Source organism: Roseobacter denitrificans OCh 114 (assembly GCF_000014045.1).
Classification (GTDB): domain Bacteria; phylum Pseudomonadota; class Alphaproteobacteria; order Rhodobacterales; family Rhodobacteraceae; genus Roseobacter; species Roseobacter denitrificans.
This window is the reverse complement of the sequence record NC_008209.1, coordinates 2239185-2263166: the sequence shown is the minus strand read 5'-3', so window position 1 is coordinate 2263166 and position 23982 is coordinate 2239185. Positions and strand designations below refer to the sequence as shown.

The following is a 23982-nucleotide window of genomic DNA, read 5'->3' as shown; positions in this document are numbered from 1 at the left end:
TCGGCAAGACAATAATGGCTCTTTTGTTGAAAAAAGAGCATCCAACCGGGAGACGACGATGACTAAGACAACACCAGGATCATTCATGAGCGCACCAAGCCGGCGCCAATTGCTCAAGGCGGGCGGTGCCGCTGTGCTGAGCACGCCCTTTGTGAGCCGTGCATGGGCCTCAACCACCGAGATCAACATGCTGGCGTGGTACGGACACGGCGAGCCGGATATCGTTGCGGAATACGAAGCTGCCAACAACGTGAAATTCGTCCCCAAATACTATGCAGGGGGTGACAACATGCTGGCGCTAATCGCGCAGTCCCCGCCGGGCACTTACGATCTGATCCTGTCGGACGCGGAGTTTGTGCAGCAGCTCAACCTCGCGGAATATATCGAAGAGATGAACCCCGGCGACTATCCGCTGGACGATATGCTGCATGAGGATTTCACACAATTTCCCGGCCATTGGGCCGATGGCAAGATGTATTCCATGATGCTGCGTGGCGGCCATCTGGGTGTGTCTTACAACACAAATTCTGTGTCTGCCGAAGAAGCGGAAAGCTACGCCTGCTTCTGGAAACCGGAGCTTGAAGGCAAGGTCGGTCATTTTGACTGGCACCTGCCGACGCTGGGCATGATGAGCCTTTATGACGGGAATGGCGCAAACCTCTGGAACCTTGACGACGACCAGTGGGACAAGGTGCAGGAAACCACCATGAGCCTGCGCAAACAGGTCGGCGGTTTCTTTGATTATGGCGGCACGTTCAACGGCCTCAAGAACGGTGAGATGCAGGCGATGGTCGGCATCGGTGACTGGATCACGGGCGTTCTGGAAAAAGACGGCGCGCCGGTCGCATCTGTGATCCCGAAAGAGGGCGGCATCCAGTTCACCGAGAGCTATTCCATCGGCAAGGGCAGCGAAAAAGTGGAAGAGGCCAGGAAATTCATCCAGTATATGATGTCCCCGGCAGGTCAGGTGAAATCGGCGCAAATGGCGGCCTATCCGGGGTTTTGCGTAACCAAGGCAGGTCGCGCCGCCCTGATTGAAGCGGACCCGGCCGAGGCACAACGCTCGCATCAGATTGACGGTGATCCACAAGATCCGATCACCCTGATCAACGAAGGGCGCATCCACTACCGCGATATCCCGCAGCAACAGTCGCTGGAGGATTGGAACGACTTCTGGTCCGAGTACAAAAGCGCCTGATCAACCGCTGAACGACATCAAAGAGGGCGGCCCACCGGTCGCCCCCCTTTCCCAAAGAATGCGAAAGCCCCATGTCAACCACCCCTGAACCGCGACCGAATATCTATGCGCTGACCTGGCGTCTGCCGATCATCTTCTGGCAATTGGTCTTCTTTGTCGGGCCTGTCCTGTTCATGGTCGCAATGTCGTTTTTCCTCGTGAAAAACTACCGCATGACCGAAGCGTTCGAGTTCGTTAACTGGGGGCGCATGCTGACGCGCGGCTTCTTTTGGGACAGCTACTGGTACACGGTTTTCATTGCCACCGTGTCGACCGTCTGCGCGATGTGTATCGCATTCCCCGCAGCCTTTGCCTTGGCCTTTCGCGCCTCTGAAAGTACCCGCCGTTGGGCGATCTTCCTGCTGATCATTCCCTTTTTCACCAGCTATCTGGTGCGCACCTTTTCGTGGTTCGTGATCCTGTCTGAAAGTGGCGTGGTCAATGCCATTTTGGGCTATGTCGGTCTTGGACCCTATACAATGCTGAACACGAATTTTGGCACATTGGTCGGATACATGACCCTGACCCTGCCCCTTGTCGTGATCCTGCAGACCGTGACCATGGCCAATATCGACAAGAACCTGATCGAGGCGGCCCGCAACCTCGGCTGCTCGCCGCTCAGAACGATCTGGCAGGTGATCATTCCGCTTGCCAAGACCGGCCTGATCATTGCCGCGATCTTTTGCTTCATCCTGTCGTTTGGTGATTTCGTGGCCCCGTTTTACCTTGGCGGATCACAGGAACCGACCCTGCCGATCCTGATCCTTGACACCACCAAATCCGGGCAGCAATGGCCCCGCGCCGCTGTGGTCGCCATCATGATGATGCTCACGTTGTTCGCCATTGCCTTCACCGGCATCGCCTTGGCCTACCGCAAGGGAAAGGGCGCGAAATGAAACAAAGCCGGTCCCTGAACTTTGCCCTCGCCCTTTATGTCGCGCTGATCTTTGTCTTCGTTTTCGCGCCGATCGTGTTCAGCATGATCTTCTCCTTCAACTCGCAACGGTTTCCGACCATCCCGCTGGGCGAATTCACCACCGAGTGGTACGCAAAAATCCTTGCGGACCCTGATGTCTGGGAGGCCGCGCTGAACAGCCTGATCGTGTCTTGTTCAACAGCGGTCATCGCAACCTTTCTGGGGTTTAGCACGGCCTATTCCGATTTCCGCTATGGTTTCCGGTTCAAAGGCCCCTATCTGGCGCTGATCCTGTTGCCGCCGACCATTCCGTTGATCATCATGGCGCTGGCGATGCTTGCGTGGTTTTCCAAGATCGGCATGTCCGGGCAGCTTTATTCGATCATTATCGCCCATAGCGTTCTGACAGCGCCTTTTGCCATGGCCGTGATCCGGCTGCGCCTCAACCAGATGGACCCTGATCTTGAAGCCGCCGCGTGGAATCTCGGCGGTTCAGAATGGCAGACCATGCGTCACGTCATCGTGCCTTTCTGCAAACCTGCGATCTTTTCCAGTCTCTTTCTGACGGCTGCGGTTTCCTTTGATGAATTTGCCGTCTCGTGGTTCGTTTCGGGTCTGAACAAGACACTGCCCGTTGTCGTGCTCGAAATCGTTCAGGGCAACATTGACCCGCAGGTCAACGCCATCGGCACATTTGTTTTCCTTATCTCAATGACCCTTGTTGTGCTGGCGCAGTTGTTTTTCGCCAGCCGCCAAATGAAGAGCACTCAATCATGAACAAGCCACTGGTTGTCTTTGACAAAGTACAAAAACACTTCGGCAATTTCGTCGCCGTGAAGGAACTGGATTTCGAAATCCGCGAGGGTGAGTTTCTGGCGATCATGGGGCCATCGGGCTGTGGAAAGACCACCACTCTGCGCATGCTGGCCGGTCTGGAGGCCCCGAGCATGGGCGAAATCCGGCTCAATGACCGGGTCATGAATGATGTCGCCCCGCATGAACGCGACACACCGCTGGTCTGGCAGTCGCTGGCGCTTTTCCCTTTTCTGACCGCGCGTGAAAACGTGGAATTCGGCCTCAAGATGCGCGGTGTCGACAAGGCGGAACGGCGAGAGCGCGCCCTGAAGTGGCTGGACAAGATGGGCATTCTTGAATTTGCTGACCGCCACATCTCGACCCTGTCGGGGGGGCAGAAACAGCGCGTCGCTCTTGCGCGTTCGCTGGTGATGGAGCCACAGATCCTGCTGTTGGACGAACCGCTTTCGGCGCTGGATGCGCATCTTGTCATCCGCATGCAGGCCGTCCTGACCGATTTGCAGCGCGAACTGGGGATTACATTCGTTTATGTCACCCATTCGCAATCCGAAGCCTTTGCCATGGCCGACCGGGTCATCATCATGGGCAAGGGCGAGATTGCCCAGATCGGCACGCCAAAGGACATCTACCGCGAACCCGCCAACCAGTTTGTTGCCGAATTTGTCGGGCGCAACAACATCCTGTCGGGCAAAGTGGCGTCGGTGGACGGCGACACGGCGCGCATCACGACGCAATCCGGGGCCTTTACCGTGCCCACCAATGAGGTGCATCTGATCGAAGGCCATGACGCGAGCTTCGTGATCTCGGCCGACCTCGTCCATATCGCCAAGGATGAACCCGCCGAGGCAAACAGCGCCTTTTGCAAGCTGATCTCCGAAGAATTCGTAGGCTCCATGGTCACACTCTTTCTTGAGGATGCGCAGGGTCATGAATTCAAGGTGCAGATGCAGGAACGCGAATTGTCCAAGTTCGACCTGCACAGTGGCGATGAAATCTGGCTGTCGTGGGACACGCAGAGCGCGCATGTCCTGAACCAGAGCTGACAGGGTGATCCGCAACCCGATCCCCTGGCCCAATGGCGCGAAATGTGCCGTTGCGATCACCTTTGACATGGATGCGGACAGCCTGATCCATATCGCCAAACCCGAAGACGCACATGAGCGGCTCTATCCCATTTCGATGGGGCGCTATGGGCCGATGGTCGCCCTGCCCCGCATTCTGGATACCTATCGCCGCCTCGGTCTCAGGCAGTCATTCTTTATCCCCGGCTGGTGCCTTGAGACATACCCCGACGTGGCCGAGGCCGTTCTGAAAGACGGTCATGAGATTGGCCATCACGGTTATCTGCACGAGGACCCGGTCAAAACGCGCGGCGCGCAGCGGGAATGGTTTGAACGCACGCTCGACGTTCACCTGCGCATTTGCGGACAAAAGCCGCAAGGGTATCGCGCGCCTGTCTATAACATCACGCAGGAAGTGGTCGATCTGATGATCGAGCACGGGATGCGCTATGACAGTTCCATGATGGCGGATGACATTCCCTACCAGTTACAGACCGCCAATGGGGCGCTCTATGAAATGCCGGTGCATTGGGGCACGGATGATTGGCCGCCCTTCGCCCATTACGATGAAATCGGGTATATGATGCCCGTCGCCGGGCCTTCGCACGGTCTCAGCGGTTTCTGGGAAGAGTTTGAGGCGCAATACGACGCGGGCGGGTTTTTCATGCTGATCATCCATCCATTTCTGACCGGACGTCTTGCGCGCTGGAAACAGGTTGAGGCGTGGATCACCCGCACGCGTGACACGCGGGACGTCTGGTTTGCAACGCTGAGCGAAATCGCCGATCATATGGACACATTGCAACGGGATGGCATCTGGCACCCAAGTGTCGAGACGCTGCCCTATTATCAAGGGCCGGTTTTGGGTCAAAAGGAATGACAGATATGAATGACGTCGATATCCGCATGCTGCGCATCGCCTATGACGAGGCGAAAGCCGGTTTTGACGAAGGCGGCTGCCCCATCGGCTCAGTGCTGGCGCGCGGTGGCGAGGTCGTGGCACAGGGCCGCAATCAAAGGGTGCAAAAGGGCGATCCGATTGCTCATGGGGAGATGGATGCACTGCGCAAGGCGGGCCGTCAAAAGAGCTATCGCGACACGACGCTTTATACCTCGCTCAGCCCCTGCATGATGTGTACGGGCACGATCATTCAATTCGGCATTCCGCGTGTTGTCATTGGCGAAAACAGGAATTTTGGTGGCAATGAGGACTTTCTGCGCTCCAAGGGGGTTGAGGTCATCGTGGCCGATGATCCAGATTGCATCGCCCTGATGCAGCGCTTCATCCGCGAAAAACCCGACCTTTGGGCCGAGGATATTGCCGAATAGGCAGTGAACCAAAACAATCGGTTTCGGGTATCGGGCAAATTGGCAGATCGCCATTGATCTGTCTGTTGGCGCGCCTCAACCCGTTCAGTGCAACCTGCTGCAGGCCGGACACGCCAAGATTTATGGTTGACGCATCCTGCACCGGCCATAATACTTAGCGTACAAACTATATAGGCTTGCAACGGGGATGAATCCATGACGACACTGGTGCGTAACGCGTGGTATGTGGCTGCCTGGTCTAGCGAAATTGATGACGCGCTGAGGCGGTTTGTCATTTTGGGTGATCCGGTCTTGCTGTTCCGCCGCACGGATGGGCGTGTCGCAGCGCTTGAAGACGTCTGCCCGCATCGCCAACTGCCGCTGAGCATGGGCAAGCGGATCGGCGATACGGTGCAGTGTGGGTATCACGGGCTGACCTTTGATACGGATGGAAAATGCGTGCGCGTGCCCGGACAGGACCGCATCCCGCCGTCCGCCTGTGTTGATGCCTATCCCACCGAAGAACGCAGCGGCATCGTCTGGATCTGGATGGGAGAGCCGGAACGCGCCAATCCCGACGACATTTTTGATCTGCCCCAGTTCCATGATGACAGCTGGCACATGCACCACGGCGGTGCGCTGCATATCAAATCCAACTACCTGAATGTGGCCGAAAACCTCGTTGATCCTGCGCATGTGAGCTTTGTGCATGAAACAACGCTGGGCAATTCGGCTTCCGAAAACGTGCCCGTACATGTTTCGACGAGCGGCGAAGAGATCATCGCATGGCGCTGGATACGCAATTCCGAGCCGATCGGTTTTTTCAAGGCCTTCGGCAATTTCACCGGCAATGTGGACCGCTGGCACTACTATCACCTGCGCCTGCCCTGCACCGCTTATATCGACTTTGGCTCTGCCGACGCGACCCGTCAGATCGCAGAGGACGACCGCGACAGCGGCACCCGTATTCTTGCCCTGCATTTCATGACGCCGGTGACGGAAACCTATACGATTGACCGCTGGATGCACCTGCGCAATACCGCCGTGGGCTCTGATGAGGCCTCCGACAAGATGGACGCGATGTTCGAGATTGCCTTTGGCGAAGACAAGGAGATCCTTGAAGCCGTTCACATGGAAGAACAGCGCCCGCGCAAGCGACGACCGATCCGCCTCGCGATTGATCACGGGCCCATGGTCTACCGCAAACGTATCGCCGAGATGCTGGAGCGCGAGCGCACGGATGATGCATCGGCACCACCCGATGGCTCCTACATCATCCACAGTTAGCGGCATACGCAGGCGTGTGGTATAAATCGCAGTGATTGCACCTCGATGTCGCTTTAGGGCGTTGCCTATACCCCCTGCGCAAAAGACACAGGACGCACGGAAGAAACACGGTTTTTGGCCTACTGGCCCACAGAGTGAACTTGGTGAACGCCGTGTCAGCAATGAGGGTTCTGACAGGCTTGCCATAGGGAAAAACGCATCACCGTAAAACATATTCCAGATTTAAGGGGGCCGCTATGGATGACGCAACCGGGTCGGATCAACCACAAGACAGAAGGCTGCGCGCCGAGAGGTATCACCTGCAATCTCAGGTCGGGTTCCAACTGCGGGTCGCAAGCCAGATTGCGATCGAGCAATTTTCGCAGGTCTATGCAGATGACGCCGAAACGGCCAAAATCACCACCAGCCAGTTTGCCGTTCTGGCCGTGCTGTGGGAGGCATCGGACCTGTCGCAAAAGGAACTAGCGCGACGCACCTCGATGGATATGCCGACGCTGAACGGGTTGCTCAAGCGCCTGCTGTCCAAGGGACTTGTAACGATCGCCACCTCGCGCGCGGACAAGCGCTATAGGGTGATCAATCTGACGGATACAGGACGCGCGCTGGCCGAACGGTTGCGCGCGCGCGGCCACCTTGTCACAGAACGGGTTTTGCAGCCCCTTTCGGACAAGGAACAAACCGAACTCGGTCAATTGCTGACGCGTCTCATTCAGGGTCACAGAGGGTAGATTACGCCGTCCCGATCACGCGGGGGGTGGCACACCTCTGCGGCAAAGCTGTCACAGACGCCTTCGCGCGCGACGCCAAGGATGCACAGCTTGGGGGCGCAGCGCAGGGCGCATTTGCTCAACAGGGCGACCCGCGGTATCAATCCAGAGCCGCACAGCGTTGTTTCAATGAAAGACGCCATTGACCGGGGCAGATTTGGTAAGGGAACGCTCGTGAATTTCTTGAGTTCATTTGAAATGCTGGACGGCAATTTCGCCATTTCTCTGAGTATTGCCCTCCTTACGATCGCATGGCTCGGGCTGAAGCTCTTCTTTCGCAAGGTTCCACTGGGTGAAAGATACCCCAAACTCGCCGTGACGGCCGATCTCGTGGTTCTGCCTCTTGCGACCCTGCTGGTCGGGCGTCTCACTTACAATGCGCACAAATGGCTGGAGCTTGGTGATCTGAGCGCATTCATCAATGCGCTGACCCTGTTTACTCTGTTGATCGTTCTGGGGTGGTGCTGCGCGCGTTTGGTTGAGCTTTTCGTGCTGTCAAAACGCAAGAATGACGACGCCACTTATTTGCCCGGGCTGCAGCGCGGTCTGCTTTTCGCAGGTTTCCTGCTGGCAAGCGCCATCGCCTTTTTCAACATCATGGATTACTCTGTCACGGGCATTTACCTGTCGACCGGTGCCCTCGCGGCATTGATCGCCTTTGCCATGCAAAAGACATTGGGCGATCTGTTTTCCGGCATCGCGCTCAGCGTGGAGCATCCCTTTCGCCTTGGCGATTACATCGAACTTGAGGATGGTACGCAGGGACAGATTACCGACATAAACTGGCGGGCAACGCGGTTGCGCGGATGGGACAATGCGACTGTCGTCGTACCCAACAGCACCCTTGCTCAACAGCGCATCAACAACATGCATGGCACAAACCACCCTTATGCGGAGTGGTACGAAATCAAGATACCCGCAGAAGTCGACCCGACGATGGCCAAGGCGCTGTTGCTCGAAGCGGCCCTGCGATGTGACAAACTGTTAAAAAAACCCAGCCCCGCCATCCGCTTGGCAGATGCGACGACCATCCCCTATGTTTATACGGTCTGGGTGCATTTTCCCAACTTCCTGTCGATGTTTGCCGGGCGCGAGCAGCTCTTTCGGGAAATCCACTACGCATTGAAAAATGCCGGGATCCAGATCGCACCGGAAACATACGAACTGCACTCCCGCAGGGCGGATGTGATCAAGGTTGAACCACCGACCGCCCTTGTCACCCTCAAAAAGTTGGATATTGCCAATTTCCTCACCGATGAAGAGCTTGAACAGCTGGTGCGGTCCAGCGAGCGGCTTGTCTTTGACGCAGGCACCACCATCGTGGCCGAAGGTGAAGTGTCACATGCCTTTGATATCATTGTGCATGGCGTGGTCGAAACCAGTGTCAATTCTGGCGGGACATCATCTAGGATGATTGGCGAGTTGAAACCGGGTGAATACTACGGGCTTTATTCGATGATTGCCGACACCCCGTCGTTTCAGCAATTTGCCGCAGCCACGGATGTCACGGTCATTCGCGTACATATCGAATGCATCCGGGCGCTGTTGCAAAACAGACCGGACCTGAGTGAAGAATTTGCCCGCATCGTCAAGCAGAGGATGGATAATGCGCAAGCGGTGCGTCTTGGCGCGGACAAGACGCCGGCGCGTCTGACCTTTCAGGATATCATGCGGAGACTCGATGCGCTGATGCGTTAGCCTGCGCGCCGCTTTTGCTGCTTCAATTCAGAATGAAAAGCCGTATCTGACGGAGACGGTTTCCCTGCCGGGGTTGTGGCTTTCGATCCCTGCGTTCGAAAGATGATCAACAGCAAAGGATATCCTGGCGCCGCTGGACAGCCGGTACCCAAGGCCGATCAGGGTTCTGAACTGCAAGTTACCGCCGAGGTCCGTGCCGCCGCTGCCTGCATCATAATACCCGGCGGCAAGACTGCCCTCGGCAAACCAATTGGGCGACAGGTTCCATATGCCCGACAACCCAAGGCCTGCATAGATGGTTGAATCGTCTTCCAGCTGGAGAAGTGCAAGGCCCGCGACGCTGCCCCACTGGTAGCTACGCACCGGATTGCTGTGGTACTCGAATTGAAATGCGGGCGATCCCGATGAGGAGTCGCCCACGTCGCTGGTCCCGAGGCCAAGCACGATTTCCGACGCGCAAGCCGGTGCCGTGCTGGCTGCGATAGCCAGTGCTGATATGTATAGGAATTTCATCTTGTATGTCTTGATCCTGAGAATGTTCTTTACAGGCCGAAAACATCTGCGCAGCCGCTGCCGGTCAAAGGGTTTAACAGCGCAGAATTACACAATGAATCGACCCAAGAGTCACGCTAAGACCAGTCGCGGCGCGATACAAGTGAGCTTCGGTTTTCAGCCGGGCGCGAAGTGGCTGCTGGTGCGCTGGCTGCCCGCTGCGGCAACAGGCCTCAATGCAGTCACGGAAACCGAAGGGTGCAGGGACCACACAGGGGCAGAGCAACCCACCCCCTTGCGCGTTATTCTGTTTTGTTTCCGAGGTTTATCATGACGGCGTCTTTTGCCTGTTGCAGGGTTTCGGGGTTTGTGGCGGCGCGGGCCATGATGCGCAGGCCGGAATAGACCGTGAGGATCAGTTGCGCCTGTTGAGCGCGCGCGTCCCGGGTCATGTCCGGGCGTGCCTCGCTCAGCGCATGGGCGATGGCGTGGCGCATCCGGTCATAGCCTGCGCGCACGAGGGCTGCCGTTTGTGCATCGAGTGCTGCGCGATCCGCCGAGGCGTTGCACAGGAAGCAGCCACGGCTGTCGGCGTGATCGCGCAGGGCGGTGAGCGGCGCGGAAAGAAACCCGTCGATCCGCGCCAGCGGGGCCGTGTCAGGCGCGCGCAGGATGCGCACCGCCCCCTCCACCATCCGGGCGTCGTAATGTGCAAGCGCCTTGAGGTACATCGACTGCTTGTTGCCAAAGGCCGCATAAAGGCTCGCCTTGCCCAGCCCCGTGGCCTTTGTGATGTCGCTCAGCCCTGTCGCCTCATAGCCGTGTTCCCAGAACAGATGCATGATTTTCGACAGGGTCTCATCGGGGTCAAATTCCCTCGGGCGTCCGGGTTGCTGCATGTGTCATTGTCCTCGCGAAGCTGTGAACAGATAGTTGTTGACCGATTGGTCCGTAATCTCTAGGTGTTGGTCATCGGCACTGACGCCGCACAGCTTTACCCAAATAAAGACCACTCGGTCAAGAAAGGAAACACATCATGACACATGTCACAGAAACCCCCGCCGCCGCCGTGAACCTCGCCGATCTGGGCGACACCGTGGCGAATGCGGGCACCCATGCGATCCGCTTTTCCAGCGCGATCGTGCTGGGCTGGATCGGCGCGATGAAATTCACCGCCTATGAGGCGGGCGCCATCGAGGGTCTGGTCGCCTCCAGCCCGCTGACCAGCTGGCTCTATTCGGTGTTTTCGCTGCAGGGGGCGTCGAACCTGATCGGATCCGCCGAGATCGCGATTGCCCTGCTGCTGGTGGTGGGTGCGAAATTTCCCAAGGTGGCGCTGCTGGGGGCCCTGGGCGCGCTGGCGACCTTCTTTGTGACGGCCAGCTTCCTGTTCACCGCGCCCGTGACCGAGCCGAGCCTCGGCGGCTTTCCCGCGCTATCGGTCGTGCCGGGCCAGTTCCTGCTCAAAGACATCGTCCTGCTGGCCGCCGCGCTGTTCTTGTCCGGTGACGCCCTGCGCCGCATCGCCCGCAGCTGACCCATCACCGCCCCCGCCAATGCGGCGGGGGCGCAGACCCGGAGACACCCCATGCCCCCTGAAATCACACTCTACACCAAGGGCTATTGCCCCCATTGCAAAGCCGCCCGCGCCCTGCTGAGCGCCAAAGGCGTGCGCTTCGTGAACCACGACATCGACATCACCCCGGAGCGGCGCGGCGAAATGATCGCCCGCGCCGGCGGGCGCACCACCGTGCCGCAAATCTTCATCGCAGACTTCCACGTCGGCGGAAACAGCGACCTCACCGCCCTCAACTCATCAGGCACCCTCGACGCGCTGCTCAATATCAAACAACCAGCGTGAAACCACTGCACGCACAGGATGCGCCCTGCCCGGCAGAGCGCATCTTTCACGTCTTGATCGGCATCTCAATTAGGTTTGTGCGGAACGCGGCGCAAACCATAGCTCTTTGGTTTCGGGAAACTCCCGGGCTGCAAATTGATAGGTCGGATCAAACAATTCACGCAGCTTATGTTTCGTTTCTTCTTTCACCGGCTGTTCCGAGCGCGATTCATAAAACCGCTTCTTCACCCTTTCGGGCATGTAGGCCGCGCCCATGAAGGTGGACACACGCTCGACCTCCTCAAGCTGAAACATCGTCTCGTAGAGACCGAGGTAGACATTCTGCGCACCGAATACACTGCGCGCCTGCGTCACGGTATGCTCATAATTGGCAATGAGATTGTGATGCGTGGACGTTGCATAGCGCAATATCGCGCGATCAAAATCACCGAAGGGCGGCACGCTTTCGCGCCAATCCCGCTTGCGGCGGTTCATGCGCGCCGCCGAAATCGCCCTGGTCACCGGATCGCGCATGATGAAGAACACTTTGACGTCAATGCCTGCCTGCGCGAACTGGTCGCGGATAGTGCAAAGCGTCGGCGCAGAGAGACCCGAATAGGAGGGCGTCACATCCCCGGTCATGCGAATGCCCGGCTGCGCAAGCCGTTCCTTGAAATAGGAGAAATAGTTTGCGGGATCATCCTGCAGATGCCCCCTCAATTTCCATGCATTTGACGCACGCCCCCGCACCCGACTTGTCAACGCCACCACGAGCCGGTTAACGGGTTTCGATGGCCGCACGTCGAAATAGGACATTTCCGGAAGCTCAAGCGCGTCCCATACGCGATATTCCTTTAATCCACCAAAGTCCGCCGCAGGGTCAGCATTCAGATAATGATACAGCCAGCTTGTTCCGGCCTTTTGCGCGCCCAAGCCCAGAACGAATGTTTTTTTGTCAGATGTCATATAAACGCGGTCATATCAGTCTTGTGCAAATGGTCAGTTAAGGGTGTGCCAGCATCTTGATGCATAACCTCTTGATACAGAAAACCGCATAAATCAATTGGTGACCTGCATCAAAGGCCAGATATCGCTGCCGCGTCCAAGCCTGAGACCGGCAGGCAACAGAGTCCAAGGGTTAATGCTTTGTCCGGCCCCAGAGCGCTCACATCGGAATAAGTCAATTTTTGTGCGCCACCCTGTGCACTGATCGAAGTGACCATGTGGGGTGGCCGGGCGTGCACAGAATGCTGCGGGCAGACAAAAGCTGCGCGGCATCCGTGCTTGCGCCTTCTGCATGCCTTGCCTGCGCGACCACTGCGACACGAATGACCCGTCGGTGCCCTGGCACCCTTTGTAAACAGAACAACGGCAATGTTTAGGACTTATAATCCATGAATATACTTAGTCTCGGCGTCAGCCAGTCCACGACGGCCCCTCAGATCAAGATGTCAGTCGCATCTTCCTTTGACACGACTGCAATGCAGTTGAGACTGAGGCTTGCGCGGTTGCGCGCGGATGGGCCCGTTGATCTGACCTTATCGGAACTGACCCTTGATGATCGTGATACAAGTGCCTTGCTGCGCGACGCGCCAACCAGCCCTGAACTCGCGGAAATGGTGAGCAGCCTTTCTGCACCCTCAGAGGATGGCAGCACTGTCGCAGCACAACTGACGCAAACGCTGGAGGTTGGTGCGCGCTATCTTGTATCCTATGAAATTCGTGAAGCGGGCCCCTCGGCGCATGTCTATTTCCCCGCTTCTGGCTGCCCGTTTGACTTTGCGCACCTCAACGCCGCGCCGGGGGTGCACAATCGCCTTGTGACAGCAACAAATGACACCGACACGACGCTCATGCATACCCAAGGCGACGTCGTTTTGGGATTTGCGTCCTGCCGCAAGGCGGAATGGACCGTCGATCTGCCCCTGGGCACGTCGGGCGAAGAGCTCAGCAACACCACGGCAGGCCGCTTCAGCGGATCCGGCGCAGCCATAGCGACAGCATCGCGCGCTTTGACCACTGGTGAAGATTACGTTCTTTTTTATGAAATCACAGAAGATGGCGGCTCAAACGGGCTGTTCACGGCGATCAATGGCCCGTTCGGCTTTCGCCAACTCCCCCGGAGCGTCGGTGTGCACAACGTGATCCTGACCTGCCGTAATGAGGGGTTGAACCCGTATTTGCGTATCAACGGCGATCTGACCTTTGGGGTGATATCACTTCGCCAGCGTGGTCCGGATGCCGGTCGACGGATCAACTGGGAGGTCGGCGCGGGGGAGCTGCGCCGCGCAGGCAAAGCCTATGTCCCTTCGGCGGATATCTATGTTGCGCCCACAGGCAGTGACAGCCTCGGAACCGGGGCGGCCACGAACCCCTACCAGAGCCCGGAATATGCCACATCCAGAGCCATGCCCGGTGACACGGTCTTTCTGCTCCCCGGCGTCTACGATCCCTTCGAGGTGCAAGGCAGCGGCAGCCCCGGCAGCCCGCTTACCATCACGGCCCTGCCCGGCGCGGAGCGGCAGGTCATCATACGGGGCGATTTACTGAGCCATGTGACCTATGGCGGCCCCGGTGTGCCTCAGAATAATGCCATGCGTGATGGCATTCGGATCGTGGGCAAAAACTACGTGGTGCTGCGGGGACTGACTGTGGAGTACTGCTGGCGCAATGGCATCTTCATCGCGGGCAATGGCGAAAACACGATCACGGGCAACCATATTGTCGAGGATTGTTTCACGCAACACACCGGCCTCAGTGGCATCCTCGCCTGCGGCGAACGGCCGGAACTGTCCGTGTCCCCCGATGATCCCTTTCGCACGCGTCAGATCATCATCCGCAACAATGAGGTGACACAGACCAATGTGGTCACCGATTACAATGATACGGTCACGAACTCCTTCGGCGAACCGGGTGGCGTTGGCGAAGCGATCACCGTCGCCAATAGCGTGCAGCACGTTTTTGTTTACGGCAATACCGTCCACAACAGTCGCCAATACGGAATCGACTTCAAGAATCACGTGGTTGATGGCGAGATTCATGGCAACCGGATTGACCGCGTCATCCGCTATGGGATTTATCTGGATGCGGGTGAAACCGATATTCGCAGAATCTCCGTCAGGGATAACGTGGTGACGCATTGTCGTGCGGGCATTGTTCTGTCGCGTGAAGAAGACGGCGACGACAGTGGCGACGGTCTTGTGTTCGAAGACATTGATATCGACAACAACACCCTCGCCCATCTCTCGCGCATCGGTATTCACTTTCAGCGGCACCCCTCAAAGGACTTGCAGGACATTGGTCACATACGGCGCATCCGCGCACGGTTAAACACGCTTTACAACACGAACACGGACGGCTTTTACCGCGATCTCAACATTGATGACTGGGCGACATTCGGCACCAATCTGGCCGGTGAACCGATCTTGGAGGGAATCGAATTGCGCGGCAATATCGCGTGGAACCCGGATGGCGAGATGCGCATGAGGGTGGATGTGGCAGGTGATCCGCGGTTTACAGTGGTCGATAATTTCAATGTTGCGGACGGGCAAACCACCGGCATCGACCCTTTGTTCACCGATCCCCTGAACGGTGATTTTACATTGCAAACGGGATCCCCTGCCGAGGCGATGGTCAGGCGCGTGCGCCTTGCCTTGGGGTTGGAATGAAGCGCCCGGACTTGCGATCCGCACCGCTTTAATAAATCGCCGTAATTTATTGTTATCGTGACAGATTATATGCGGCTATTTATTCGCTCCATGCGCGTTTTCGGCAAGGCACAGCGCTGATGGTTTTCATGCTGCGCAGGCCACGCCGAGTGCTGCGGTTTCATGATCCCGCAACGCCAGCCCATGGCGCGGCTGGCGCCCCCGCGCGACATCCACGCCGTTTTCAAACAGTGCAAAAGTGTAATGCAGTCCCGCACGACGTAATGCGGCCTCCAATCAGACGCTTCAACGCGCTACATGACCCTTCATGTTTCAGGATTCTCGTCAGAGACCCTAAAGCACCGCGGTTAGGCGTCAGTCCATCTTCATCGCTTCGGTTTCGATCTGGATATCCACCCTATCGCCGACCAGCCCATTGCCGACCGCGTAGGTCATGCCAAAATCACTGCGCTCAATTGACGCCTCGATCGACAGTCCGAGCGTCATGCGTTTGTGACCAAATGGATATTCGGCCGCCTTGTTCAGCGTTACATCCAGCGTCACAGGCCGGGTCTGTCCCAGAATGGTCAGATCCCCCGTCACGGTGCCTGCCGTATCGCTCGTCGGGGTCCCGCCGGTGGCCACAAATGTGATCTCCGGGTGGTTTGATACATCCAGAAAATCCTTGTTTCTGACATGCCCGTCCCGCGCGTCGTCAAACGTATTGACGCTTGCCGCATCGATGCTGACACGCACATCGCTCAGATCCTGCGTCTCCATGTCATAGGTGAATTCGCCACTGACGGTGCCGAAAATGCCCAACGTCTTGGCGTAACCGATGTGATCCACGGTAAAGAAAACAGCCGTATGGGAGGGGTCCAGTTCGAACCGTGCTGGCTCGGCCAGAGCGGTTGTGCCAAAGATGGCCGTGGCGACAGCGGTACACGTCAAAATGCGCATGATCTTCTCCCTTTTCGGTTTGCTCTCCATTAAGATAATTCGATTTCAGGTTTCCGACAGGTGCGCAGCCGCTGTTTTATCCGAATGACCTCAATGTGACCGAAAAGGCAGGCGGGTTTGAGGGAGTTGTCCCGCAAAAAATGCGGCATCTGATCACCATCCGGCAGTTGCCATGCTCACTGTCGCGTGAACAGGCGTAAAAATGCCACTTACAACGGGTCGCTACCGTAGCCGTGTTCCATCCGTGACCTAAGTCCTTTTAATGGAGACGAAAGGTGGGACCTAGGTGATCGAAAGCAATCGGCAGAATGTTTGGACAGACCGCATCGCGCCGGGTCCGCAGTCGCTGTTCGCGGTGCTGAGTCTTGCGCTGTTGGGGCCCGTTTCATTTGCTGCGCTGGCGATCTTTGGCAATCTCGCTGTGCCGATTGCTTTATTTGCATTCACGGCTGGCATCGCCCTGCGTGGCATTCTGGTTCACTACCCGCACCGCGCGCTTGGAATGGGCAATGGCGTCACGTTGATACGCGCCGCACTGGTTGCGGTGCTTGCCGGGGCGGTCATGGCCCCGCACCCCGCAGGCTGGGTCGTGTTTGCGCTCGCCTGCGTGGCCTTTGCGCTGGATGGTCTGGACGGATGGCTTGCCCGCCGGTCCGGCCTTACGTCTGCTTTCGGCGCGCGTTTTGACATGGAGATTGACGCGCTGCTCGCCGCCGTTCTGGCACTCATTCTGCTGAGCGACGGTCACGTTGGCCTCGAAATCCTGTTCCTGGGCTTCACCCGTTATGCATTTGTCATCGCAAGCCTGTTTTTGGACCGACTGCGCAGACCCCTGCCCGACAGCCTGCGACGCAAGACCATATGTGTTATACAAATTGCAGCGCTGATCGCATTGCTGTGCCCGCTGACGCCTCTGTGGCTGATGCCACCACTGTCGTGGGGCGCTGCGGTATTGCTGCTGTGCTCCTTTGCAACAGACATACGTTGGTTGCTGGGCCGTCCTTGATGATAAAGATCATAAGCCTCGCACTTGCCGGTTTCACAGTTTTTCTGGCGCTCGTTCTGCCCAATCATCCGGGCACGATGTCGCTTTCGGCCCTCAACCGGTTTCCGCTGGAACTGCCGGTGCTGCTTCTGGGCATGATTGCGCTTGGTAATCGGCGATGGGTCATCGCCGCGCTGGCCCTGATCCTGCTTGCCGCGATATTCCTGAAACTCGCCGATTTTGGTATGTTCATCGCCTATAATCGCACCTTCAACCCCGTCCTTGATGCCTTTCTGATCAAGGCCGGGATCGCGCTGCTGAGCAATAGCATCGGCACGCCACTCACATATCTCGCCATCGCCGGCGCTATAGTCCTGCTGGCCATGATGTATGTTGCGCTGATGCGCAGTCTGCGGGCTTGGGCGACGCTTGCCCTGCCGCGCTGGGGCCGGATCTGCAGCCTGATTGCGGCATTCGGGTTTGGGGGTTGGGCCGTGGCAGATGCGGGTCATCACCTCGATTATTGGAATTTCGAACGCAGCCCTCCTGGCACCGCGTGGACATCGCGCCTTGTGTTCAAACGCGCCGTGGAAATGCAGGAGACGACCACCGATCTGATCCGCTTTGCCGAAGAAGCACAGACCGACGTTTTTGCCAGCGCCACCGGTTTGCTGGATCGGCTGGACGGGCGTGACGTGATCATGATCTACATCGAAAGCTATGGCCGCGCGAGCTTTGACAACCCGCTTTATGCCCCGCAGCATCTCGAAACGCTGAAGGCGGGCGAGACCGCGCTTGAAGCGGCCGGTTTTGCCATGCGCAGCGGTTGGCTCACCTCTCCCACGGCGGGCGGTCAAAGCTGGCTAGCCCACGGCACGCTCGCCAGCGGGCTGTGGACGAGCGACAACGGGCGCTACACCGCCATGCTGGCCAGCGGTCACAAATGGCTGTTCCATTTCGCGCAAGACGCAGGCTATCGCACCACGGCCATCATGCCCGCGATCACGCTGAACTGGCCGGAAAGCAGCAAGATGGGGTTTGATCAGGTCTTTGCCGCAGCCGATATTCCCTACAAGGGCGATCCCTTCAACTGGGTCACCATGCCTGATCAGTTCACACTGGCGACCTACCCCCGGCTCATCTCCGATGATCCGCGTCCGGATTTCATACAAATTGCGTTGATCTCGTCACATGCGCCTTGGGTCCCCGTCCCACAGGTGCTTGAATGGGACGACATTGCAGATGGCACGGAATTCAACGAAATGGCAGCCCAAGGCCCGACCCCGCGCGAATTATGGAAAGACCGTGACAAGGTGCGCGCCGCCTATCGCGATGCGATCGATTACTCCTTGCAGGTGACACTCTTCCATATCGCGCAACTGGGCGCACGCGCGCCGCTGGTGATGGTGATCGGCGATCATCAGGCCGCAGGTTTCGTTGCAGGCAGCGACAATCGCGACGTTGCGGTGCATATGATCGGACCCGCAGACCTGCTGGCGCAGATTGACACATGGGGGTGGCGCGACGGGTTGATCCCGGATGCAACCACTCCCGTGCGCCGCATGGACAGGTTTCGCAACGATTTCCTGTCGGCCTTTTCCACGGCGCAGCATATGGTCGGGGTGGTCGAGTGATGCGATGGTTTGTCAAGCTTGCCACCTCATCCGCGGTGATGGCCGCGCTGCTGTGGTGGACCGACCCGGTCATCGTGGCCAATCAGCTGCGCGGTGCGGATGCGAGATGGCTTTTCGCTGCGCTCGCCTCTCTGACCCTGCTGACCGCCCTGATGGCATGGCGCTGGCAACATGTGGCACAAGCCTTTGATATCCGGATTTCTTTCACGCAGGCGTGGCGCGAATACTATATCGCGCAACTGGCGAATATGGCTCTGCCCGGCGGGGTCGTTGGCGATGTCGGGCGCGCGTATCGCATCCGGCGACAGGGCGACCTTGTGCGTGCCGCGCAATCTGTCGCGGCAGAGCGGCTGATCGGTCAGATTTCGATATTTGCGCTGATGGCGGCAGGCTTTTCCTGTGCGCTGATGATCCCGGGCGGGGCTGCATGGCCTGTGTGGACGTGGCTCGCCATTGCGGCCTATTGCATCGCGATGTGCGGCGCGGTGGTTTTTGCGCGCGGCACATCTGCATCCGCGCGCTTTATGAGGCTGACGCTTGTTCTGCTTAAAGCCCCGCGCATGATCGGGCTCGCGCTGGTGATTACAGCCCTGTTGATTTTCAGCTTTTACGCCTGCGCCCGCGCCACGCAGACCGTTATTCCGCTGGCCGACCTTGCCACGCTCGTGCCCCTGATCCTCTGCGCCATGCTGATCCCGCTGTCTGTGGGCGGCTTGGGGTGGCGCGAGGGTGCCGCCGCCGCCCTGTTTCCCCTGATCGGCGCCAGTCCAGGTGCAGGGATCGCAGCGGGCATCGCCTATGGTGCGGTGATGCTGCTGGCCGCCCTACCCGCTGTTTTGCTCGCGCTCAAACCTACACAGACCCACCCTATCCCTCACACCTCGAAAATGGACGTTCTATGAAACAGATTACCCCCTCCACCCGACGCGCTTTTCTTCAGAGCAGCGGGGCTGCTTTGGGTGCGACCGCCCTTGGCCTGCCGGGTCTGGCCCGTGCTGATACAGCTGTCAATTTTCAGCTTTCGTGGCTGCATTCCGTGCAGTTTGGCGGCAGTTATATCGCGCTGGATCGTGGCTACTGGGCGGACCGGGGGCTTGATGTTTCCCTCTCCCAGGGCGGCCCCAATGCCCCGGTCGAGCCGCCGGTTGTCTCGGGAACGGCACTGGTGGGCATCTCGGCCGCCGATTATACCGCCGCCGCCGTGGCACAGGGTGCGCCTTTCAAGATCATCGCGGTGGCCATGCAAAAGAACCCCTTTGCCATTGCCTCGCTTGCGGCCAACCCGGTCAACAGCCCGGCGGATCTGATCGGCAAGAAAATCGGGATGTCCGTGTCCAATACCCCCGTCCTGCAAGCGTTGTGCACCATCAACGACATCGACATCACACAGATCGAGATCGTCCCGACCCAATATGACCCTGCCCCGCTGGTCAGCGGACAGGTCGATTGCCTGCTCTGTTGGGAGACGGACCTGCCGGTCGCCATGGACATCCAAGGGGTTGAAAACACCACGATGCTGATGGCGGATCACGGCTATTCCGTGCATTCGCAAACCTATATCGCAACCGAAGACAGCATCGCCAACCGCCGCGCGGATCTTGTCAGCCTGCTCAAGGGCGAAGTGATGGGGTGGAACGATTATCTGTCCGACACGGATGCCGCCGCCGCGTTGACGGTCGGGATGTTTCCCGATGCGGGCCTTGATTTGGCCACACAAGAGTTGCAGGCGAAGCGGCAGGTGCCGCTGATGTTCTCGGATTTGACGCAGGCCAGTGGCTTTGGCTGGTTCACGGATGAAACCATCGCCGCCAATGTGGAAACGCTCGCGCTGCTGGGCCGGAACGTCAGCGCGGATTTATGGGACAGATCGCTGCTGGAAGAGGCGCACGCGTAAACCCCCATGTCAGGCAAGGACATTTGCTGCGCGGGGCTTACCAAACGCTTTGAGGATGGCGCGGCCATCGGACCGCTTGACCTGACCTTTGAAGCCGGTCAGACGACGGCTCTGGTCGGGCCGTCGGGCTGCGGTAAATCCACGCTGTTGCGGTTGATCGCCGGGCTGGATCAGCCCACCGATGGCACGCTGCGCATCGGCGACAAGCGCCCTTGGGACGTCGCCCGATCCGGCGCGCTCTCGATGGCCTTTCAGGATCACGCGCTGCTGCCCTGGCGGACGGTGCGCGCGAATGTCACCTTGGGCGCACGGCTTGCGCGCAAACCGGCTGACCGTGCGGATGCCCTGATCACCATGGTGGGTCTGGCGGGGTTCGAAGGGCACCGTCCGGCAGAACTGTCGGGTGGAATGCGTCAACGCGCGGCCATCGCGCGCGCTCTGGTTTCGGAACCTGATGTGCTCTTGCTCGATGAACCCTTTGGCGCGGTGGATGCGCTGACGCGCAGCAAGCTGAATGCCGAATTGCCCCCCCTGTGGCGCGACCGGGGCACGACGACGGTCATGGTGACGCATTCCGTGGAGGAGGCAGTGCTGCTCTCCGACCGTGTCATCGTCCTCTCAGAGCGTCCCGCGCAGATCGTTGCGGATATTCCGGTGATCTTTGAGCCCCCGCGCGGCATCTCCGTCACGCGGTTGCCGGCGTTTCAATCCAAAACCAAAGAGGTGCTCGACGCCCTTGGGGTCATCCTCTGAATGTCCATTCGGCGCGGCACAATCGCAGCGGTTGTGCTGCTGGGTCTTTGGGAAGGGGCGGCGCAGGTCCTTTCGGATGGCGTGTTATTCGTCGGCCCCCTCGGGATCCTGTTCCATATCGGCGCAAACCCCGGTCTTTTGGTCCGCGCCACGGCCACCACGACCCAGAATGCCGCGCTCGGGTTCCTCTGGGGAAACCTTGCTGCCGTCCTCATGGCCAGTGTCGTGGTTGTGCTGCCGCGCACGGAGCGGGTGATTTCCTCTGCCGCCCTTGTGGTGTTCTGCCTGCCGCTTGTGGCAACCGGGCCGATCCTGCGCGTCATTTCAGGCCCCGGCGATACGCCACAGATCGCCCTCGCAGCGCTGGCGGTCTATTACACGACATTCCTTGCAATGCGTGTGGGGTTGCGTGCGATGCCGGCCAACTGGTCCGACCTGATGTCTGTTTACGGGCGGGGGGCCCTGGCGACCCTTCTCACCGTGCGTGCACGCGCCAGCCTGCCCTATTTGTTTGTCGGCCTGCAGATCGCGGCCCCCGCCGCCTTTCTCGGCGCGATGATCGGAGAGTTCACGGGCGCCGAACGCGGCCTTGGCGTGCTGACGCTGCGGGCGATGCGCAGCTTGGATGTCGAGGCCACATGGTCACTTGCGGTGATTTCCGCCGCCATGGCGATGCTGCTTTATGCACTGGTGGGAGCAGCGGGGCGTTGGCTTGTCGGATACACCCCTGACATCATCCTGTCCCCGCCCCGCACGATGGCGCACAACCGCTGGACGGGGATGCTTCAGGCATGTGGCGCGGCACTGCTGTTGATCCTGCTGTGGCAGATCAGCATGGATCTGGCAGACCTCAACCGTTTCTTTGCAAAACGCCCAGCAGATGTGCTGAGCTATCTGCTTGCCGATGCCCCGGCCCGCGCCACATTGCTGCGCGCGCTGGCAGAGACAACGGCGACCACGATCCCCGGTTATCTTGCCGGGCTGGTGCTGGGGGCCGCACTTGCGATGGGCGTCATCCTTCTTCCCAGGGCCTCAGGTGTCGTTTTGCCCGTGGCCGTCGCCTTGCGCGCGATCCCCATTATCACCACCGCACCGCTGATCGTGCTGGCGCTGGGGCGCGGCGCGACCGGCACGATCGCGGTCATTGCGGTGATGATCTTTTTCCCGACATTCGTGGCCTGCCTGCAGGGGTTGCGGCAAACGCCTCGGGCCGTGAGCGACCTTTTTCGCAGCTATGGCGCCGGCCCCGTGACCGTCCTGTACCTCGCCCAGATCCCGGGCATGCTGCCTGCATTCTTTGCTGCGGCGAAAATGGCGGTGCCTGCCGCCATTCTGGCCGTCACAACGACGGAATGGCTGGTCACGGGCAAAGGGATCGGGCTGTTGGTGGCCTTGACCTCCACCACCTCCAACTACAATATGTTGTGGTCCTGCATCGTTGCGACAACGGTGCTTGCGGTCGTGATCTATGCGGTTGTGGTCCGGGTGGAGCGCGTGGTTTTATCAAAATATGCAAGTGAACAGGTGATATGACACGGGCGGTCTTTGCAATTCCGGGCGACAAGGATCGCAGAACCGGCGGCTTTCTCTATGAGGCCACGGTGTTGCGTGTGCTCAACGATATGGGGTTTGAGACCGCGCATCTGCAACTTCCGGATGGGTTTCCCGATCCATCCGCCCGCGACATGCAATGCGCACTCGCAGCCCTGCGTGATGTGCCCGCAGATGTGCCGATCATTCTGGATGGTCTGGTGTTCGGGGCCATTGACCCTCAGGGGCTGGCGCAGGTGCAAGCACCGATCATCGCGATGATCCACCATCCCCTCGGCACTGAAACCGGCCTGTCACCAGCGCGCGCGGCCTTCTTGCGCGCCAATGAGGCGGCGGCGCTTGCGCATACGGCGCAGGTGATCGTCCCGAGCCCGCACACCGCGCAGGTGCTGACACAGGAGTTTGGTGCCGACCCCGAAACGATCACCGTCGCGCTGCCCGGATTTGACCGCCCCACGAGGAGCAGCGCCCCGGTTGACCCCCCGTTGATCCTCTCTGTCGGCCTTCTGGCAGAGCGCAAGGGGCATGACGTGCTGCTCGATGCGCTGTCGAGGATCAGGGATCTGGACTGGAGCGCGGCAATCGTGGGGCAGGCGCATGATCCGCTGGTTGCCGACAAGCTGCGTGATCAGTGCCGTGACCTTGATCTGTGCGCGCGTGTCCGTTTCGCCGGAGAACTGGGCGAAGCAGCGCTGCGCCAGCATTTCGAGGCGGCGTCGATCTTTGCCCTTGCCACCCGCTACGAGGGCTACGGCATGGTGTTGAGCGAGGCGATGCTCTTTGACCTGCCGGTCGTGTCCTGCCATGTCGGGGCCGTGCCGGAAACCGTTGGCGGCGCAGGTTTGCTGACACCGCCCGATGACCCGAGCGCCTTTGCGGCTGCGTTGCGGCGCATTCTTGAGTGCCCGGAAACCGCGGCGCAATTCAGCGCTTTGTCCAAAACCCGCGCCAACGCCCTGCCCACGTGGCAGGACACGGCGACAATATTTAAAACCGTTGTCCAAAAAGCGTCCCCCTAGACGCAGCACCCCTTGGCAGAAAACATCAGCTTCGCAGCGGCCAAGCGGCACCGCCTGCCTCTGCTCCTTCGGGGCGTTCCTGTGCCATGTCGCCCTATCTGATCGATCTGTTTCAGG

At 59.0% G+C, this 23982-nt stretch carries 24 protein-coding genes; 19 read left to right on the top strand and 5 right to left on the bottom strand.

From position 1 onward, the window contains the following. The first annotated feature begins 85 nt into the window (after positions 1–85). The 8 genes from RD1_RS10895 (at position 86) to RD1_RS10860 (ending at position 7353) form a co-directional block, all read left to right on the top strand. The gene (locus RD1_RS10895; RefSeq protein ID WP_044033085.1) at positions 86–1198 is read left to right on the top strand and encodes an ABC transporter substrate-binding protein; all 1113 of its coding nucleotides are present in this window, start codon (positions 86–88) and stop codon (positions 1196–1198) included. 71 nt (positions 1199–1269) lie between these two features. After that, positions 1270–2133, top strand: a complete 864-nt coding sequence (locus tag RD1_RS10890; RefSeq protein WP_011568558.1) for an ABC transporter permease — start codon at positions 1270–1272, stop codon at positions 2131–2133. Next, positions 2130–2930 carry an ABC transporter permease gene (locus tag RD1_RS10885; protein ID WP_011568557.1) on the top strand — a complete coding sequence of 267 codons (801 nt, stop codon included), beginning with the start codon at positions 2130–2132 and terminating at the stop codon, positions 2928–2930. Before RD1_RS10890 ends, RD1_RS10885 begins: the two co-directional genes overlap by 4 nt. Further along, a complete protein-coding gene (locus tag RD1_RS10880) occupies positions 2927–4012 on the top strand; it encodes an ABC transporter ATP-binding protein (protein ID WP_011568556.1) in 1086 nt (361 codons plus the stop codon). Before RD1_RS10885 ends, RD1_RS10880 begins: the two co-directional genes overlap by 4 nt. Positions 4013–4016: 4 nt before the next feature. Further along, the gene (locus RD1_RS10875; RefSeq protein ID WP_011568555.1) at positions 4017–4910 is read left to right on the top strand and encodes a polysaccharide deacetylase family protein; all 894 of its coding nucleotides are present in this window, start codon (positions 4017–4019) and stop codon (positions 4908–4910) included. A gap of 5 nt (positions 4911–4915) precedes the next feature. Continuing rightward, complete coding sequence (locus tag RD1_RS10870; RefSeq protein WP_011568554.1) at positions 4916–5359, top strand: nucleoside deaminase; 444 nt, start codon at positions 4916–4918, stop codon at positions 5357–5359. Positions 5360–5554: 195 nt separating this feature from the next. Further along, positions 5555–6625: an aromatic ring-hydroxylating dioxygenase subunit alpha gene (locus RD1_RS10865; RefSeq protein ID WP_011568553.1), complete on the top strand. Its 1071-nt coding sequence runs from the start codon at positions 5555–5557 to the stop codon at positions 6623–6625. Positions 6626–6861: 236 nt separating this feature from the next. Then, positions 6862–7353 carry a MarR family winged helix-turn-helix transcriptional regulator gene (locus RD1_RS10860; RefSeq protein WP_011568552.1) on the top strand — a complete coding sequence of 164 codons (492 nt, stop codon included), beginning with the start codon at positions 6862–6864 and terminating at the stop codon, positions 7351–7353. Here RD1_RS10860 and RD1_RS20965 read toward each other — a convergent pair. Further along, positions 7341–7535 (bottom strand): hypothetical protein, encoded by a 195-nt coding sequence (locus tag RD1_RS20965; protein ID WP_143090272.1) that lies wholly within the window; start codon positions 7533–7535, stop codon positions 7341–7343. The genes RD1_RS10860 and RD1_RS20965 overlap by 13 nt on opposite strands. Before the next feature lie 31 nt (positions 7536–7566). On the opposite strand from RD1_RS20965, the gene RD1_RS10855 reads away from it, so the two are divergent. Continuing rightward, positions 7567–9090 (top strand): mechanosensitive ion channel family protein, encoded by a 1524-nt coding sequence (locus RD1_RS10855; RefSeq protein WP_105880353.1) that lies wholly within the window; start codon positions 7567–7569, stop codon positions 9088–9090. A gap of 27 nt (positions 9091–9117) precedes the next feature. Here RD1_RS10855 and RD1_RS10850 read toward each other — a convergent pair whose 3' ends face one another. Together RD1_RS10850 and RD1_RS10845 are read right to left on the bottom strand one after the other, a co-directional pair. Further along, positions 9118–9603: an acyloxyacyl hydrolase gene (locus RD1_RS10850; RefSeq protein ID WP_011568550.1), complete on the bottom strand. Its 486-nt coding sequence runs from the start codon at positions 9601–9603 to the stop codon at positions 9118–9120. Positions 9604–9884: 281 nt separating this feature from the next. Next, a complete protein-coding gene (locus RD1_RS10845; RefSeq protein ID WP_011568549.1) occupies positions 9885–10481 on the bottom strand; it encodes a TetR/AcrR family transcriptional regulator in 597 nt (198 codons plus the stop codon). Positions 10482–10618: 137 nt separating this feature from the next. On the opposite strand from RD1_RS10845, the gene RD1_RS10840 reads away from it, so the two are divergent. Both RD1_RS10840 and grxC read left to right on the top strand, forming a co-directional pair. Next, entirely contained in the window at positions 10619–11119 is a 501-nt protein-coding gene (locus RD1_RS10840; protein WP_011568548.1) for a YkgB family protein, read from the top strand. Between the two features lie 51 nt (positions 11120–11170). Beyond that, a complete protein-coding gene (gene grxC, locus RD1_RS10835) occupies positions 11171–11443 on the top strand; it encodes a glutaredoxin 3 (protein ID WP_011568547.1) in 273 nt (90 codons plus the stop codon). A 69-nt stretch (positions 11444–11512) separates the two neighbouring features. Here grxC and RD1_RS10830 read toward each other — a convergent pair whose 3' ends face one another. Then, a complete protein-coding gene (locus tag RD1_RS10830) occupies positions 11513–12388 on the bottom strand; it encodes a sulfotransferase domain-containing protein (protein ID WP_011568546.1) in 876 nt (291 codons plus the stop codon). Positions 12389–12816: 428 nt separating this feature from the next. On the opposite strand from RD1_RS10830, the gene RD1_RS10825 reads away from it, so the two are divergent. Beyond that, complete coding sequence (locus tag RD1_RS10825) at positions 12817–15090, top strand: right-handed parallel beta-helix repeat-containing protein (RefSeq protein ID WP_011568545.1); 2274 nt, start codon at positions 12817–12819, stop codon at positions 15088–15090. A gap of 354 nt (positions 15091–15444) precedes the next feature. Here RD1_RS10825 and RD1_RS10820 read toward each other — a convergent pair whose 3' ends face one another. Next, complete coding sequence (locus tag RD1_RS10820; RefSeq protein WP_011568543.1) at positions 15445–16029, bottom strand: YceI family protein; 585 nt, start codon at positions 16027–16029, stop codon at positions 15445–15447. A gap of 286 nt (positions 16030–16315) precedes the next feature. Between RD1_RS10820 and RD1_RS10815 the strand changes: the two genes are divergently transcribed. From RD1_RS10815 to RD1_RS10785, 7 genes are read left to right on the top strand one after another with little or no spacing between them, the layout of a single operon-like run. Further along, positions 16316–17035, top strand: coding sequence for a CDP-alcohol phosphatidyltransferase family protein (locus RD1_RS10815; protein ID WP_044033083.1), 720 nt, complete (start codon positions 16316–16318; stop codon positions 17033–17035). Then, positions 17035–18648, top strand: coding sequence for a sulfatase-like hydrolase/transferase (locus RD1_RS10810; RefSeq protein ID WP_011568539.1), 1614 nt, complete (start codon positions 17035–17037; stop codon positions 18646–18648). The genes RD1_RS10815 and RD1_RS10810 overlap by 1 nt, the downstream gene beginning before the upstream one ends. Continuing rightward, the gene (locus tag RD1_RS10805) at positions 18648–19550 is read left to right on the top strand and encodes a lysylphosphatidylglycerol synthase transmembrane domain-containing protein (protein WP_011568538.1); all 903 of its coding nucleotides are present in this window, start codon (positions 18648–18650) and stop codon (positions 19548–19550) included. Before RD1_RS10810 ends, RD1_RS10805 begins: the two co-directional genes overlap by 1 nt. Next, a complete protein-coding gene (locus tag RD1_RS10800) occupies positions 19547–20542 on the top strand; it encodes an ABC transporter substrate-binding protein (RefSeq protein WP_044033082.1) in 996 nt (331 codons plus the stop codon). Before RD1_RS10805 ends, RD1_RS10800 begins: the two co-directional genes overlap by 4 nt. A 6-nt stretch (positions 20543–20548) precedes the next feature. Next, positions 20549–21295, top strand: coding sequence for an ABC transporter ATP-binding protein (locus RD1_RS10795; RefSeq protein WP_011568536.1), 747 nt, complete (start codon positions 20549–20551; stop codon positions 21293–21295). After that, positions 21296–22828 (top strand): ABC transporter permease, encoded by a 1533-nt coding sequence (locus tag RD1_RS10790; RefSeq protein WP_011568535.1) that lies wholly within the window; start codon positions 21296–21298, stop codon positions 22826–22828. Beyond that, on the top strand, positions 22825–23865 hold the full coding sequence (locus RD1_RS10785) for a glycosyltransferase family 4 protein (protein WP_011568534.1): 1041 nt from the start codon (positions 22825–22827) through the stop codon (positions 23863–23865). Before RD1_RS10790 ends, RD1_RS10785 begins: the two co-directional genes overlap by 4 nt. The last annotated feature ends 117 nt before the right edge of the window (positions 23866–23982 follow it).

Excerpts from the sequence above, each read along its gene's own strand:
- RD1_RS10895 (WP_044033085.1), top strand. The coding sequence starts at position 86 with ATGAGCGCACCAAGCCGGCGCCAATTGCTCAAGGCGGGCGGTGCCGCT.
- RD1_RS10890 (WP_011568558.1), top strand. The coding sequence starts at position 1,270 with ATGTCAACCACCCCTGAACCGCGACCGAATATCTATGCGCTGACCTGG.
- RD1_RS10885 (WP_011568557.1), top strand. The coding sequence starts at position 2,130 with ATGAAACAAAGCCGGTCCCTGAACTTTGCCCTCGCCCTTTATGTCGCG.
- RD1_RS10880 (WP_011568556.1), top strand. The coding sequence starts at position 2,927 with ATGAACAAGCCACTGGTTGTCTTTGACAAAGTACAAAAACACTTCGGC.
- RD1_RS10870 (WP_011568554.1), top strand. The coding sequence starts at position 4,916 with ATGAATGACGTCGATATCCGCATGCTGCGCATCGCCTATGACGAGGCG.
- RD1_RS10865 (WP_011568553.1), top strand. The coding sequence starts at position 5,555 with ATGACGACACTGGTGCGTAACGCGTGGTATGTGGCTGCCTGGTCTAGC.
- RD1_RS10860 (WP_011568552.1), top strand. The coding sequence starts at position 6,862 with ATGGATGACGCAACCGGGTCGGATCAACCACAAGACAGAAGGCTGCGC.
- RD1_RS20965 (WP_143090272.1), bottom strand. The coding sequence starts at position 7,535 with ATGGCGTCTTTCATTGAAACAACGCTGTGCGGCTCTGGATTGATACCG.
- RD1_RS10850 (WP_011568550.1), bottom strand. The coding sequence starts at position 9,603 with ATGAAATTCCTATACATATCAGCACTGGCTATCGCAGCCAGCACGGCA.
- RD1_RS10845 (WP_011568549.1), bottom strand. The coding sequence starts at position 10,481 with ATGCAGCAACCCGGACGCCCGAGGGAATTTGACCCCGATGAGACCCTG.
- RD1_RS10840 (WP_011568548.1), top strand. The coding sequence starts at position 10,619 with ATGACACATGTCACAGAAACCCCCGCCGCCGCCGTGAACCTCGCCGAT.
- grxC (WP_011568547.1), top strand. The coding sequence starts at position 11,171 with ATGCCCCCTGAAATCACACTCTACACCAAGGGCTATTGCCCCCATTGC.
- RD1_RS10830 (WP_011568546.1), bottom strand. The coding sequence starts at position 12,388 with ATGACATCTGACAAAAAAACATTCGTTCTGGGCTTGGGCGCGCAAAAG.
- RD1_RS10825 (WP_011568545.1), top strand. The coding sequence starts at position 12,817 with ATGAATATACTTAGTCTCGGCGTCAGCCAGTCCACGACGGCCCCTCAG.
- RD1_RS10820 (WP_011568543.1), bottom strand. The coding sequence starts at position 16,029 with ATGCGCATTTTGACGTGTACCGCTGTCGCCACGGCCATCTTTGGCACA.
- RD1_RS10810 (WP_011568539.1), top strand. The coding sequence starts at position 17,035 with ATGATAAAGATCATAAGCCTCGCACTTGCCGGTTTCACAGTTTTTCTG.
- RD1_RS10805 (WP_011568538.1), top strand. The coding sequence starts at position 18,648 with ATGCGATGGTTTGTCAAGCTTGCCACCTCATCCGCGGTGATGGCCGCG.
- RD1_RS10800 (WP_044033082.1), top strand. The coding sequence starts at position 19,547 with ATGAAACAGATTACCCCCTCCACCCGACGCGCTTTTCTTCAGAGCAGC.
- RD1_RS10795 (WP_011568536.1), top strand. The coding sequence starts at position 20,549 with ATGTCAGGCAAGGACATTTGCTGCGCGGGGCTTACCAAACGCTTTGAG.
- RD1_RS10790 (WP_011568535.1), top strand. The coding sequence starts at position 21,296 with ATGTCCATTCGGCGCGGCACAATCGCAGCGGTTGTGCTGCTGGGTCTT.
- RD1_RS10785 (WP_011568534.1), top strand. The coding sequence starts at position 22,825 with ATGACACGGGCGGTCTTTGCAATTCCGGGCGACAAGGATCGCAGAACC.